This window comes from Micromonospora sp. DT43, from assembly GCF_049841645.1.
Classification (GTDB): Bacteria; Actinomycetota; Actinomycetes; order Mycobacteriales; family Micromonosporaceae; genus Micromonospora.
The window spans coordinates 324313-337576 of record NZ_JBNCKR010000006.1; the positions used below are offsets into that span (position 1 = coordinate 324313).

The window sequence follows — 13264 nt, forward strand, 5'->3', positions numbered from 1 at the left end:
GCTCGGACGTGACGCGCACGCCGGCTGGTTCCGGCAGACTGCGCTGAGGACATCACGATTCGACAGCCGAGGAGTCACGATGCGGCTCACCAAGTACGCCCACTCCTGTCTGCGGGTGGAACACGACGGGGGAGTGCTCGTCATCGATCCCGGAATGTTCAGCGACCCCGCGAGGGCGTTGGACGGCGCGGACGCGGTGCTGATCACCCATCAACACCCCGACCACCTCGACCTGGCGGCGGTGCGCCTGCAACTGGACCGGCAGCCGTTTCCGATCCACGGGCCCGCCTCGCTCGCCGAGGCCCTGGGCGACGCGGCCGAGGCGTTGCGCCCGGTCGACGCCGGTGCGTCGTTCACCGCCGCCGGGATCGCCGTCCGCGCGTACGGCGGGCGGCACGCGGTGATCCATCCCGACATCCCGGTGGTGGACAACCTCGGCTACCTGATCAACGACGTGGTCTACCACCCGGGAGACTCCCTGGTGGTGCCCGACGAGACACCCGTCGACACGCTGTTCGCGCCGATCCACGCCCCCTGGTCGAAGTTCTCCGAGGTGGTCGACTTCATCCGCGCGGTCGCGCCCCGACGCGCGTACGCCCTGCACGACGCGTTGCTCAACGACAACGGGCTGGCGGTGCTCGACAGGCAGTACGCCGCGCTGTCCGGCACCGACTACCAGCGGCTGGAGCCCGGTAGCCGGGTGGACGTCTGACGCGATGCCGGGCCCCTCCGCGGAGCTGGTGCAGCAGCTCTACCGCACTCCACCGGACCGGTTCGTGGCCGCCCGGGACGCCGCCGTGGCCGACGCCCGCCGGGCCGGCGACCCGACCACCGCCCGGGAGCTGGCCCGGCTGCGTCGCCCCACGGTCGCCGCCTGGCTGGTGAACCTGCTCGCGATCCGACGTCCCGAGCTGGTCGCCGACCTGGTCCAACTCGCCGACGCCCTGCGAGCCGCCCAGCGGGAGCTGCGCGGTCCCCGACTGCGGGAGCTGTCCGCCCAGCGCCGGGCGGTGGTCGGCGCCCTGGTCGCCGAGGTCCGCAAGCTCGCCGCGGCGGAGCCGGAGGCCCCGCCGGCCGGCCGACTGCCACTCGCCGAGGTGGAGGCGACCCTGAACGCGGCGCTCTCCGACGCCGAGGTCGCCGAGCAGGTCCGGACCGGCCGGCTGCTCCGCTCGGCCAGCTACGCCGGCTTCGGTGAGGTGCCCCGACCGCAGCTGCGACTGGTCACCGGCGACGAGGAGCCGGAGGCCGGGCGCCCCACCCGCCGGCCCGGTGTCCAGCGCGAGGGTCGCAGCGCGCCCCCCGACCGGGCCGGGGAGCGGGCCGCGCAGGCCGAGCGTGCGGCGCAGCGGGCGGCCCGGGCCGAGCGCGCCCGCCGCCGCCGGGCGCTGGACCGCGAGTGGGATCGCGCCCGGGCCGACCAGCAGCGGGCCGAGGACGAGTTGACCGAGGCGACCGGGCAGGAACGCGACGGTGTCGCCGTCCTCGACGGGATCGAGACCGAGCTGGCCGAGCTGGAGCGACGGCGGGCGGTCGCCGAGCAGGACCTCAGCCGGGCCAAGCTGGCCCGGCGGGCGGCCGAACGGGCGGTCACCGTCGCGCGGCGGCGGGCGGGCGAGGTCGAGGCGGCCGTCGAGGCGTTGGCGGCCGAAGAGGGGGATGCGGACGCGGGTGATGGCGCGGCAGACTGACAATCGATGGACGACGACGAGCGGACGGGCCGTCCGGGGCCAGCCGACCCCGAGCGGAGCGCCGCCGCCGTGCCGCGACGCCCACGGGCGGCGCCCCGGTGACGCCGGAGCAGATCGCCGCCGCCAGCAAGCCCGTCATCCTCGATCTCGGCGACGGGTTCAGCAGGTGCCCGAGCACGCTGCGCCGGGCCCGGCAGCTCGGCATCTCCGGTTGGGCCTTCTACATCACCGGGCGGGCCGGCGCGCTCGGTGACGTACGGGCGGAGACGGCCGCCGCCGCCATCGGTTTCGTGGCACCGGATGCCGTCGCCGACGGCTGGGACGCCGCCGCCCGGGTCCTACGACCAGCCGAGGTGGCAGCCGCGAGTCTCGTCGAGTGCTGCCGGTGGGGGACGCAGCAGCTCGCGGTGCTACCGGGGGCCGAGCGCCTGGCCGGCCTCGTCGAACGGGCCGTGGCCGCCGCGGACGCCAGCGGCATGCCGCTCTTCGCCGCGTGGCGGGCCATGCCACTGCCGGATCTCTCCCCGGGCGCCCGGAGCGCCGCCGGGCTACGACTGCTGCGTGAACACTTCACGGGCGCCTACCTGCTGGCGGTACGCGCCTCCGGCATGACCCCGCTGGAGGCGGTGCTGGCCGGGCCCGAGGGCGAGGCAGGCGCGGTGGCGTGCGGCTGGCCGCCGCCGTACCCCCCGATCGGGCCGTTGGTGCGTCGGCGGCTCTGGGCGGAGGCGGTGACCAACCGGCTGGCCGCACCGGCGTTCGCGGCGCTCGGCCCCGCCGACGGCGGCGAGCTGGTGGAGCTGCTGCACCGCACCCGCGCCGGCCTCGCCGGCTGAGCCGCCCCGGCGGAAAATGGGCGGCGTCGTCGGCCAGCGGCTGCCAGGATCTTCTGCCGTGACGCTTCCCGCCGGCTGGACCACGCGCCGCCCCACCCTCGACGACGTACCGGCGATCCTCGCGGTGGTGCACGCGGCCGACACCTTCGCCATCGGCCATCCCGACTTCGACGCCGACGACGTCGAGGCGTCGCTCACCGCTCCCTACTTCGACCCGAGCCAGGACTCCTGGCTGGCGCTCGACCCGGACGGCACAGTGGTCGCCTGGGCGACGGTGGACAACCCGACAGGGGTCGGCCGTGAGTTCGTGGAGGTCTACGTCGACCCGCAGCGGGCCGCCACCCTCCGCGCGCCGCTGCTGGCCCGGCAGCTCGACCGGGTCGCCGAGCGGGCCGCCGAGCGGCGACTGCCGGCGCTCACCGTCCGGTGCGCGGTGTGCGCCCCGGAGCGCGACTGGGCCCGGGACCTGCGTGCCGCCGGATTCACACTGACCAAGCGGTACGTCCGGATGCGCCGTTCGCTTGCCGACCTGCCCGCCGAGCCGTCGCCGCCGCCCGGGGTGACGGTGCGGCAGGTCCGCCCGGACGACGAGGCCGAGCTGCGGGAGTTCCACCGGATCCACGACGTCGCGTTCGGCGACACCCCGGACCACGAGCCGCTGTCGTACGAGCGGTGGCGGGCCCGCATCGGTGACGCGACAGCCTGGGACGAGTGGTTCGTCGCCGAGGTCGACGGGGTGCTCGCCGGCGCGTTGCAGTCCTCCGACCAGGCGCTCGACCAGCAGCAGGGCTGGGTGAAGGGTCTGTCGGTGCTGCCCGCGTACCGCCGGCGGGGTGTGGGTGCGGCGCTGCTGCGCCGCGCGTTCGCCCGTTACGCGGAGAAGGGGCGGACGTCGGCCGGTCTGGGGGTGGACCTGACCAACCCCACCGCCCCGCTGTCGCTGTACGAGTCGGTGGGCCTGCGGGAGACCCTCTGGACCGACATGTACGAGCGGGTCGTCCCCGCCGCCGGTGTGTGATTGGCGACCCCGGCCGGGCCCGACGGGCCACCCGAGCCGCGACGGTTGCAGACTGGGGGCGTGGGATACGCGCTACGGGGACGCGGTGCCGGTGGGACGGGACCGCAGCTCGGTGACGTAGTCGTCCGGCGCGCCCGCCTTCTCGGCGGCGTTCGCGATCTCGGACAGGTACCACGAGGTCGGCAGGCCGCCCTCGTACCCGTCGAACACGTAGACCCACGCGGTCACGTCGCCGTCGAGGGTCGAGATCCGGACGTGCAGCTTGCGGTACGTGCCGGCGGTCACCCCCTCGATCTCGTCGAGCTGGGCCGCGTCGTACGGGTGGATGTCGTAGATCGCCACGAAGACCCGGTCGCCGGGGGACTCGACGACGGTGCTCACCGCGCCCTCCCAGCCGATCAGGTCGGCGCCGGCGAAGGTCAGCCGCCACCCCTCCAGCCAGCCGGTGCCCACCATGGGCGAGTGCGGGCAGTAGGCCCGCATCCGGGCCGGGTCGAGGTTTGAGCCGTAGGCGGCGTGATGACGCACGGCGATGACGATAGCCCGGCGGGTGGGTGGGGGAGAATACGACTGTGCGTGTCGGACGCGTTCGGGAGAAGAAAGTCACTGTGAGAATCGATCGGGGGGCGAACGTGATGAGCGCGAGGAGTGCAGCGGAGCGGAGCCCCGCAGTCGCGAGCGAAGGGATGGCTCTGTGAGCCGGATCGTGATCATCGGCGGTGGGCCGGCCGGGTACGAGGCAGCGTTGGTCGCCGCCCAACTGGACGCCGATGTCACAGTGGTCGAGGCCGACGGCGCGGGCGGGGCCTGCGTGCTCTCCGACTGCGTGCCGTCGAAGACGTTCATCGCCAGCTCGCAGGTGGTCACCGGTTACCGGGACACCGAGGAGTTCGGGGTGCACTCGGACGGCCTGGAGGCGGTCACCGTCGACGCGCAGGCCGTGCACGAGCGGGTCAAGCGCCTCGCGTTGGCGCAGTCCGCCGACATCCACGCCAAGCTGCTCAAGGCCGGGGTCACGGTCGTGGCCGGCACCGCCCGGATGGGCGAGGACGCCCTCGGGCACACCCACCTGGTCATCGTCACCCCCGCCGACGGCGGCGAGGAGTACTCGATCGCCGCGTCCACAGTGCTGGTGGCCACCGGCTCGACACCCCGCCAGTTGCCCACCGCCGTACCGGACGGGGAGCGCATCCTGACCTGGCGTCAGGTGTACGACCTGCCGGAGCTGCCCGAGCACCTGATCGTGGTCGGTTCCGGCGTGACCGGCGCCGAGTTCGCCAGCGCGTACCTGGCCATGGGGGTCGAGGTCACCCTGGTCTCCAGCCGGGACCGGGTGATGCCGCACGAGGACGCCGACGCGGCGTCGGCCATCGAGCGGGTGTTCCGTAACCGAGGAATGAACATCCTCAACAACTCCCGCGCCGACGCGGTCCGGCGTACCGCCGACGGGGTCGAGGTGGAGCTGTCCGACGGTCGCAAGGTCACCGGCTCGCACGCGCTTATCGCGGTCGGCTCGATCCCCAACACGGCGAACCTGGGCCTGGCCGAGTACGGCGTGGAGCTGGGCCGGGGCGGCTACGTCACTGTCGACCGGGTCTCCCGGACGAACGTGCCAGGCATCTACGCCGCCGGTGACTGCACGGGCGTGCTGCTGCTGGCGAGCGTTGCCGCCATGCAGGGCCGGATCGCGATGTGGCACGCACTCGGCGAGGCGGTCCGTCCGCTGCGGTTGCGGACCGTCGCGGCGAACGTCTTCACCGACCCGGAGCTGGCCACCGTGGGTGTCTCGCAGGACGAGGTGGACGCCGGCAAGACCCCGGCCCGGCAGGTGATGCTGCCGCTGTCCGGCAACGCCCGGGCCAAGATGGACGACCTGTCGGACGGTTTCGTGAAGCTGTTCTGCCGGCCGGCGAGCGGCCAGGTGATCGGCGGTGTGGTGGTCGCCCCGAAGGCCAGCGAGCTGATCCTGCCGATCACCATGGCCGTGGAGAACAACCTGACTGTCAACGAGCTGGCCCAGACCATCACGATCTACCCGTCGCTGTCCGGGTCCATCACCGAGGCCGCCCGGCAGCTCATGCTGCACGAGCTGGAGTGAGCCGTCGGGCCTGGACGATCGCGATCGTCGCCAGGACCGCTACCTCGGTGAGGATGAGGAGGCGTTCGGCCAGGCCGATCAGCACGCGGTCGCCGGGGTAGGCGGACCAGACCATCGCCGCCGCCAGCGCGAGGCTGAGCAGGACGAGGGTGCGCAGCGTGCGGGCGGCGGGTGTCAGGTCGGGTCGGCGGGCCAGTAGCCAGCCGCCGACCGGCAGCGCCAGGAAGGCGACCACCGACGCGTACCGGTGCAGGTAGGCGGCGGTGGTCATGGCGGTACCAGGCTCGTTGGTCGGCACCACGGCGGCCAGCAGCAGACCACCCACCCATGCCCCGAGCAGCAGCTCGGCCGTTGGACTGGAACGGGGTCGGGTCGGGTCGGCGCGGCGCAATCCGTACAGCAGGGCCACGGTGGCGAGCGCCAGCACCACCATGGCGACGTCGATGACGCCACCCCGGTCGGAGACCGCGAAGTCGCTGATGGTCAGCGCCCAGGGGTTGAGGTCGTCGTTGACCTCGAAATGACCGATCACGGTGAGCAGCGCCGCCAGGGCGATTCCGCCGAGCGCCACCACACCGGTGTTCCAGGTTCGAGACATGCCTCAGCCTGCGGCCGATGACACCCGAGCCGGATCGGGGAAGCCCACCGAAATCGCCCGGAGGGATCACCCCTAGATGAATGGGCTCGAAGAGCGCAGTGGATGTCCTGCCCGCGATCTGTGCCGCTCCGACGTACGGATCCTGGCGGACCTGTTCGGCATGTTGGAGCGTTATCCAGACCGGCGCTTCGCCGCCTACGGTGCCGCTTCGGCCCACATTCAAGAGATGCGCGAACGCTTCGCGCAGTGGCGAGAAGAGCTCACCGCCGACCTGCCGTAGGCGTCTATTTCGAGGCGTTCGACCTGCCAGAGCGGTTGCGGCTCAGTCGATCGGGATGTCGGTTCCGGTGGCGGCGCGGGCGTGGCGGGCGCTGACAAGCGTCATGGCCCATCCCGCTGCCGCGAAGCCGGCCGCCGCGGCGGTGGCGATGATGGCCAGCCGCCAGGCGGACTCGGTAAGCGCGGTGCCGCCCAGATGCCCGACCAGCGCGCCGTAGGTGGCCCAGCCCAGGGCGGCGATCGCCTCGTAGAGCGCGAACAGCCGGTACGGATAGCGGCTGCGGCCGGCCGAGAAGCAGGCCGCCATGCGCCCACCGGGCACGAAGCGGCAGAGCAGGATGACAAGCGGCCCGGGTTGGCGTAATCCCTGCGTGACCCGGCTCGCCATCCGGCGGGCCCGGCTGGGCTCGGCGTGCCGTGGCGCCCGCCGGTCCGGTGCTCCACGCCCAAGCAGGTAGCAGGCGAGGTCACCGGCGAACACGCCGAGCGCGCCGACGGCGATGGTGACCGGCAGGCTGAGGCCGCCGTACACGGTCAGCGCGCCACTGGTGATCATGACGATCTGGGTGGGTATCACCGGCACGAAGGCGTCCGCGATCAGGAGGCCGAGCAGCACCAGGTACGCCCACGTCGGCGACGCGACGTCAGTCAGTAGTTCGGGCATGCCTGCCACCTCGCCGGATGCGGCCGATTGGGTGTCTTGAGCCTGACGGCGTGGCCGGCATCACCGTGGACAACCCCGTCGCGTCGTGACCGTCGACACCACTGGGCCACCCCGGTCCAACGAGGCGAACACCCCTCGGGTGACGGGTCGGCGACTGTCCCACAGCGTGCCGAGGCGGTCGGCGGATCGGCGTCCGTCGGCGTACCGTTGTCGGAGCGGCCCAGCCCGTCGGGTCCCCCGTTCCTGACGATTGGGCTCGCCCAGGGCCGCCGGCGGGTCCCGCGCCGGCGGCCCGCCCCCTCTCCCACAGCCGCAAATCCGGGTGCGTCCTCGACGGCCCGACGGGTAGCGTCGCCGTATGCGCAGCGCGGTAGTGGTGACCACGACGCCGGGTGTCCCCGGCGTGCCGCTCTGACGTAACCACCGTCGACCAGGCCCCGGGGCGATCCGCCCCGGATGGCCGCGCGGCGTTCGGTGTCCAGGTCGCCTCCGGGTCGTCCCCGATCCAGGAGCCCGACATGATCGACCACCGTAGGCTCGGCCGTGAGCTGGACCTCTTCGTCTCCGATCCGCTGGCCGGCGCCGGCCTGCCGATCTGGCTGCCGGCCGGCGCCGCGGCCCGGCACGCCGTCGAGGAGTACGTCCGGGAGTTGGAGCGCCGCTCCGGCCACCAGCACGTCTACTCGCCGCCGCTGGGCAAGCGCGAGCTCTTCGAACTCTCCGGCCACCTCGGCTACTTCGCCGACGACATGTTCCCGCCGATGCGGCTCAGCGCCGACGACGAATTCGTGCTCCGCCCGGCGCTCTGCCCACACCACGCGCTGGTGTTCCGGGCTCGGGGCCGCTCCTACCGGGAGCTGCCGCTGCGGATCGCGGAGCTGGGCGGGATGTACCGCTCGGAGCGCTCCGGGGTGCTCGGCGGGCTGTCCCGGGTACGTGCCATCTCGCTGAACGACGCGCACACCTTCTGCGCTCCCGAGCAGGTGGGTGCGGAGGTCGCCGAGATCCTCCGGCTGATCCGCGAGGCGCACGCCGCGCTCGGCGTCCGCCCGGCCGGGCTCCGGCTGTCGTTGCGCGGATCGGGCGGGAAGTACGTCGGCGACGACGCGCAGTGGGCCCGCGCCGAGGACCTGCTTCGGGGCGCGCTGGACGGGGTGGACTACGTCGAGGCGCCCGGGGAGGCCGCCTTCTACGGACCGAAGATCGACATTCAGATCGTGGACGCGGCCGGCCGCGAGTCGACCATCTCCACCATCCAGGTGGACTTCGACAAGCCCGAGCGGTTCGACCTGTCGTACACCGATTCCGACGGCAGCCGACGGCGGCCGGTGATGGTGCACCGCAGCCTGGTCGGCAGCATGGAGCGGCTGTTCGCGTACCTCATCGAGGTGCACGAGGGCGCGTTCCCGGCCTGGTACGCGCCCGTGCAGTTGGTGCTGCTGCCGGTGGACGACGCGCAGGCCGACGCGGCGGCCGAGCTGGCCCGGAGAGCCGTCGACGCCGGCCTGCGGGTCGAGGTCGACGCCGCCGGCTCGCTGGGCGCCCGGGTCCGGGACGCGGCCCGCCGCCGCGTCCCGTACCTCGGGGTGCTGGGTGCCCGGGAGGCGGCCGACGGACGCCTCGCGCTGCGCCTGCGCGGTGGCCGCGCCCTGGACCCGATGCCCGCCGCCGCCGCGCTCGCCCTGATCGGCGGGCAGGTCGCCGCCCGCGCGGCCGACCTGCTGCCGGCGGGCTGACCCGCCCACCGGCATGGGGCGGACCGTCGTCGATCGTGTGGCGCGCACGGCGGTCCGCCCTCAGACCGACGCCGGCTGGGCTCCGGCGGACGCGGCCGGTTCCTCGTCGACCGCGGCGCCCGTGAACTGCGAGCGGTAGAGCCGGTGGTACGCGCCCTGGGCGGCGAGCAACTGCTCATGGGTGCCCTGCTCGACGATCCGCCCGTCCTCCATCATCAGGATCAGGTCGGCGTCGCGGATGGTGGAGAGCCGGTGCGCGATGACGAAGCTGGTCCGGTCCGAGCGCAGCGCGGCCATCGCCCGCTGGAGCAGCACCTCGGTGCGGGTGTCCACCGAGCTGGTCGCCTCGTCCAGGATCAGCAGGGACGGTTCGGCCAGGAACGCCCGGGCGATGGTGATGAGCTGCTTCTCGCCAGCGCTGACGTTGCTGCCCTCCTCGTCGATGACCGTGTCGTAGCCGTCCGGGAGGCTGCGTACGAAACGGTCCACGAAGGTGGCCCGGGCCGCGGCGACGATCTCCTCCTCGGTCGCGTCCGGCCGGCCGTACGCGATGTTGTCGCGGATGGTGCCGCCGAAGAGCCACGTGTCCTGGAGCACCATGCCGATGCGTCCGCGCAGGTCGTCGCGGCGCATCGTGGTGATGTCCACGCCGTCGAGCGTGATCCGGCCGGCGTCCAGCTCGTAGAAGCGCATGACCAGGTTGACCAGGGTGGTCTTGCCGGCGCCGGTCGGGCCGACGATGGCCACGGTGTGCCCCGGCTCGGCGACCAGCGACAGGTCGTCGATCAGCGGCTTCTCCGGCGTGTACCGGAAGGAGACGTGCTCGAACTCGACCCGGCCGTGCGGGTCGACGACCCGGGCCGGCTCGACCGGGTCGGGGCTCTGCTCGTCGGCGTCGAGCACCGCGAAGACGCGCTCGGCCGACGCCACCCCGGACTGGAGCAGGTTGGCCATCGAGGCGAGCTGCGTCAGCGGCTGGGTGAACTGGCGGGAGTACTGGATGAACGCCTGCACGTCGCCGAGGCTCATCGTCCCGGAGGCCACCCGCAGCCCACCGACCACGGCGATCGCCACGTAGCTCAGGTTTCCGATGAACATCATCGACGGCATGATGATCCCGGAGACGAACTGGGCGCCGAAGCTGGCCCGGAACAGCTCGTCGTTCTTCGCGTGGAACTCGGCCTCCACCTCGCGCTGCCGGCCGAAGACCTTGACCAGCTCGTGGCCGGTGTACGCCTCCTCGATCTGGCCGTTCAGCTCGCCTGTGTGCTTCCACTGGGCGATGAACTGCTGCTGGGAGCGCTTGGCGATGCGCTGGGTGACAATCACCGACAGTGGGACGGCGACCAGGGCCACCAGGGCCAGCAGCGGTGAGATCCAGAACATCACGACAAGGACGCCGACCACTGTCAGCAGCGAGGTGAGCAGCTGGCTCAGGGTCTGCTGGAGGCTCGTCGAGATGTTGTCGATGTCGTTGGTGACCCGGCTGAGCAGCTCACCGCGCGGCTGCCTGTCGAAGTAGGGCAGCGGCAGCCGGTTGAGCTTCTCCTCCACCTCGGCGCGCAGCCGCAGCACGGTGCGCTGGACCACCCCGTTGAGCAGCCAGCCCTGCCACCACGACAGCACGCTCGCCGCCAGGTAGAGCCCGAGCGCCAGCAGCAGCACCCGGCGCAGCGCGTCGAAGTCGATGCCCACGCCGGGCACCACGTCCATCCGGGCCAGCATGTCGGCGAAGCTGTCGTTGCCGCTGGCCCGCGCCGCCGCGACGGCCTGCTCGGTGGTCGTGCCCGGGTCGAGCCGCCGACCGATCACCCCACTGAAGATCAGGTCGGTGGCGTGGCCGAGGATCTTCGGGCCGGCCACGCTGAACCCGACGCTCACCACGGCGAGAGTGATGATCGCGCTCAGGTGCAGCCGGTGCGGGCGCAGCCGACCGAGCAACCGGCGGGCCGACGGCCCGAAGTTCATCGACTTCTCGGCGGGCATCCCGGCGCTCATCCAGGGCGGGCCGCCGCCCGGACGGCCGGCAGGCAGCCGCTTCGGCGTCGCAGCGCCGGCGCCGGGTTGCTGCGCGTCGCCGCCGGGCTTCTGACTGGGTACGGTCGCGGTCCGCGACTCGTCCGGCTCGCTCATGCCGCCACCTCCGCCGTCTGCTGGGAAGCCACGATCTCGGCGTACGTCGGGCAGGTCTCCAACAACTGGGCATGTCGTCCCACTCCGACGACCCCTCCGTTCTCGAGCACGATGATCTGGTCGGCGTCGACGATCGTGGACACCCGCTGGGCCACGATCACCACCGCCGACTGCGCGGTGACCGGCCGCAACGCCGCCCGCAGCCGCGCGTCGGTGCCGAGGTCGAGCGCGGAGAACGAGTCGTCGAAGAGGTAGATCTCCGGCTGCCGGACCAGCGCCCGGGCGATGGCCAGGCGTTGCCGCTGGCCACCGGAGACGGTGCTGCCGCCCTGGGCGATCGGCGCGTCCAGGCCGCCGGGCATCTGCGCCACGAAGTCACGGGCCTGGGCGATCTCCAGCGCCGCCCACAGCTCCTCGTCGGTGGCGTCCGGATTGCCGTAGCGCAGGTTGCTGGCAACTGTGCCGGTGAACAGGTACGGCCGTTGCGGCACCAACCCGATGCGCCGCCACAGCTCGTCGGGTTCCAGCTCGCGGACGTCCACCCCGTCGACGAGCACCGCGCCGCCGGTGACGTCGACCAGGCGGGGAATGAGCGACAGTAGTGTCGTCTTGCCCGCGCCGGTGCTGCCGATGATGGCCGTGGTGGTGCCAGGGGTGGCGGTGAAGGAGATGTCGCGCAGCACCGGCTCGACCGCGCCCGGGTACTGGAAGCGCACCCCGCGCAGCTCCAACTCGGCCCGGGTGGGCAGGTCGCTGACCGGGGTGGCGGCCGGGACCACCGAGGAGTCGGTGTCCAGCACCTCGACGATCCGCTCGGCGCAGACCGCGGCCCGGGGCACCATCATCAGCATGAAGGTGGCCATCATCACGGCCATCAGGATCTGCATCAGGTACTGCAGGAAGGCGGTGAGCGCGCCGATCTCGATCGCACCCGAGTCGACCCGCTGCGCGCCGAACCAGAGCACCGCCACGCTGGACACGTTCAGCACCAGCATGACCACCGGGAAGATCAACGCCAACAACCGTCCGGTACGCAGGGCGGTGGCGGTCAGGTCGGCGTTGGCGACACCGAATCGGGCCGTCTCGTACGGCTCGCGGACGAATGCGCGGACCACCCGGATGCCGGTGATCTGCTCGCGCAGCACCCGGTTGACCGTGTCGATCCGGGTCTGCATCAGCCGGAAGCCCGGCACCATCCGCCGGATGATCGCGCTCAGCGCGACAGCCAGCACCGGAACGCTGACGAGCATCAGCCAGGAGAGCCCGATGTCCTCGCGCAGCGCCATGAACACGCCGCCGACGCTCATGATCGGTGCGGCGACAAGCATGGTGCAGCTCATCAGCACGAGCATCTGCACCTGTTGCACGTCGTTGGTGTTCCGGGTGATGAGCGACGGTGCGCCGAACCGGGCCACCTCGCGGGCGGAGAAGCGGTTGACGTGCGCGAACAGTCGGGCGCGGACGTCCCGACCGAAGCCCATCGCGGTCCGTGCGCCGAGGTAGACGGCGGCGATCGAGCAGATGATCTGGACCAGGCTGACCAGCAGCATCCAGCCGCCGGTGTGCACGATGTAGCCGGTGTCGCCCCGGGCCACGCCCTTGTCGATGATGTCCGCGTTGAGGCTGGGCAGGTAGAGCGAGGCCATGGTGCCCACGAACTGGAGCAGCACCACCGCCAGCAGCGGTCGTTGGTAGGCGCGCAGTTGCCCGCGCAACAGTCGGATCAGCACGACGGTTCCTTCGCGTCGGTGGGTCGTCCGGTCATCCGCGGGTCGTCCCCGCTGCCGATGACCTCGAGCAGGAACTCCCGGATCACCTGGGCCTTCGCCGGGTCGGCGTCGACCGAGGTGATGGGGCGCCCGGAGTGGATCATGGAGGTGAGTCTCGCCACCCGCTCCCGCCCGGCGGGGGTGATGGCCAGTCGGATGCTGCGCCTGTCGTTGTCGTCGCGCTGCCGCTCGACCAGCCCGTCGCGGGCCAGCGTGTCCACGATGCCGGTCAGGGTCGCCGGGCGGACGAAGCCCATCTCGGCGACCTCGCGGTGCGGCAGCTCACCGTGTCGGGCGAGCGTCATCAGGGTCACCATGCCGGCATGGGTGAGGCCGTGTTCCTCGGCGAGGTACCGGTTCCACCGCTGTTCGACGAGGTGCCCGGCCACGAGCAGCAGCCGGCCGAGCGGCGCGTCCTGGAGGGTCACGAGTTCCACGAGGC

Annotated in this window: 13 protein-coding genes; 7 read left to right on the top strand and 6 right to left on the bottom strand. The window is 72.4% G+C overall.

Translation table 11 applies throughout. The annotated features are described in order from the left end of the window. The first annotated feature begins 79 nt into the window (after positions 1-79). The 4 genes from ACLQ26_RS17765 (at position 80) to ACLQ26_RS17780 (ending at position 3545) form a co-directional block, all read left to right on the top strand. The gene (locus ACLQ26_RS17765; protein WP_425745446.1) at positions 80-712 is read left to right on the top strand and encodes an MBL fold metallo-hydrolase; all 633 of its coding nucleotides are present in this window, start codon (positions 80-82) and stop codon (positions 710-712) included. Positions 713-716: 4 nt separating this feature from the next. Beyond that, positions 717-1691 (top strand): hypothetical protein, encoded by a 975-nt coding sequence (locus ACLQ26_RS17770; protein ID WP_425745447.1) that lies wholly within the window; start codon positions 717-719, stop codon positions 1689-1691. A gap of 98 nt (positions 1692-1789) precedes the next feature. Beyond that, a complete protein-coding gene (locus tag ACLQ26_RS17775; protein ID WP_425745448.1) occupies positions 1790-2527 on the top strand; it encodes an SCO6745 family protein in 738 nt (245 codons plus the stop codon). 58 nt (positions 2528-2585) lie between these two features. Next, complete coding sequence (locus ACLQ26_RS17780) at positions 2586-3545, top strand: GNAT family N-acetyltransferase (RefSeq protein WP_425745449.1); 960 nt, start codon at positions 2586-2588, stop codon at positions 3543-3545. Between the two features lie 72 nt (positions 3546-3617). Here ACLQ26_RS17780 and ACLQ26_RS17785 read toward each other — a convergent pair whose 3' ends face one another. Further along, positions 3618-4073: a gamma-glutamylcyclotransferase gene (locus ACLQ26_RS17785; RefSeq protein ID WP_425745450.1), complete on the bottom strand. Its 456-nt coding sequence runs from the start codon at positions 4071-4073 to the stop codon at positions 3618-3620. A 166-nt stretch (positions 4074-4239) separates the two neighbouring features. Between ACLQ26_RS17785 and ACLQ26_RS17790 the strand changes: the two genes are divergently transcribed. Next, the gene (locus ACLQ26_RS17790; protein WP_425745451.1) at positions 4240-5643 is read left to right on the top strand and encodes an NAD(P)H-quinone dehydrogenase; all 1404 of its coding nucleotides are present in this window, start codon (positions 4240-4242) and stop codon (positions 5641-5643) included. Here ACLQ26_RS17790 and ACLQ26_RS17795 read toward each other — a convergent pair. After that, positions 5621-6241 (bottom strand): DUF998 domain-containing protein, encoded by a 621-nt coding sequence (locus tag ACLQ26_RS17795; RefSeq protein ID WP_425745452.1) that lies wholly within the window; start codon positions 6239-6241, stop codon positions 5621-5623. The genes ACLQ26_RS17790 and ACLQ26_RS17795 overlap by 23 nt on opposite strands. 76 nt (positions 6242-6317) lie before the next feature. On the opposite strand from ACLQ26_RS17795, the gene ACLQ26_RS17800 reads away from it, so the two are divergent. Beyond that, positions 6318-6521 carry a hypothetical protein gene (locus ACLQ26_RS17800; RefSeq protein ID WP_425745453.1) on the top strand — a complete coding sequence of 68 codons (204 nt, stop codon included), beginning with the start codon at positions 6318-6320 and terminating at the stop codon, positions 6519-6521. 42 nt (positions 6522-6563) lie between these two features. Here the strand turns inward: ACLQ26_RS17800 and ACLQ26_RS17805 are convergent, their stop codons facing one another. Next, positions 6564-7184 (bottom strand): DedA family protein, encoded by a 621-nt coding sequence (locus tag ACLQ26_RS17805; RefSeq protein WP_425745454.1) that lies wholly within the window; start codon positions 7182-7184, stop codon positions 6564-6566. Between the two features lie 518 nt (positions 7185-7702). Between ACLQ26_RS17805 and thrS the strand changes: the two genes are divergently transcribed. Next, positions 7703-8920, top strand: a complete 1218-nt coding sequence (thrS, locus tag ACLQ26_RS17810; protein WP_425745455.1) for a threonine--tRNA ligase — start codon at positions 7703-7705, stop codon at positions 8918-8920. 60 nt (positions 8921-8980) lie between these two features. On the opposite strand, the gene ACLQ26_RS17815 is transcribed toward thrS, so the two are convergent. Genes ACLQ26_RS17815 through ACLQ26_RS17825 form a run of 3 tightly spaced genes read right to left on the bottom strand, consistent with a single transcriptional unit; the run spans position 8981 to position 13259 of the window. Next, positions 8981-11053: an ABC transporter ATP-binding protein gene (locus ACLQ26_RS17815; RefSeq protein WP_425745456.1), complete on the bottom strand. Its 2073-nt coding sequence runs from the start codon at positions 11051-11053 to the stop codon at positions 8981-8983. Next, entirely contained in the window at positions 11050-12783 is a 1734-nt protein-coding gene (locus ACLQ26_RS17820; RefSeq protein ID WP_425745457.1) for an ABC transporter ATP-binding protein, read from the bottom strand. Before ACLQ26_RS17820 ends, ACLQ26_RS17815 begins: the two co-directional genes overlap by 4 nt. Next, positions 12777-13259, bottom strand: coding sequence for a MarR family winged helix-turn-helix transcriptional regulator (locus tag ACLQ26_RS17825; RefSeq protein ID WP_425745458.1), 483 nt, complete (start codon positions 13257-13259; stop codon positions 12777-12779). The genes ACLQ26_RS17820 and ACLQ26_RS17825 overlap by 7 nt, the downstream gene beginning before the upstream one ends. Positions 13260-13264 lie beyond the last annotated feature (5 nt).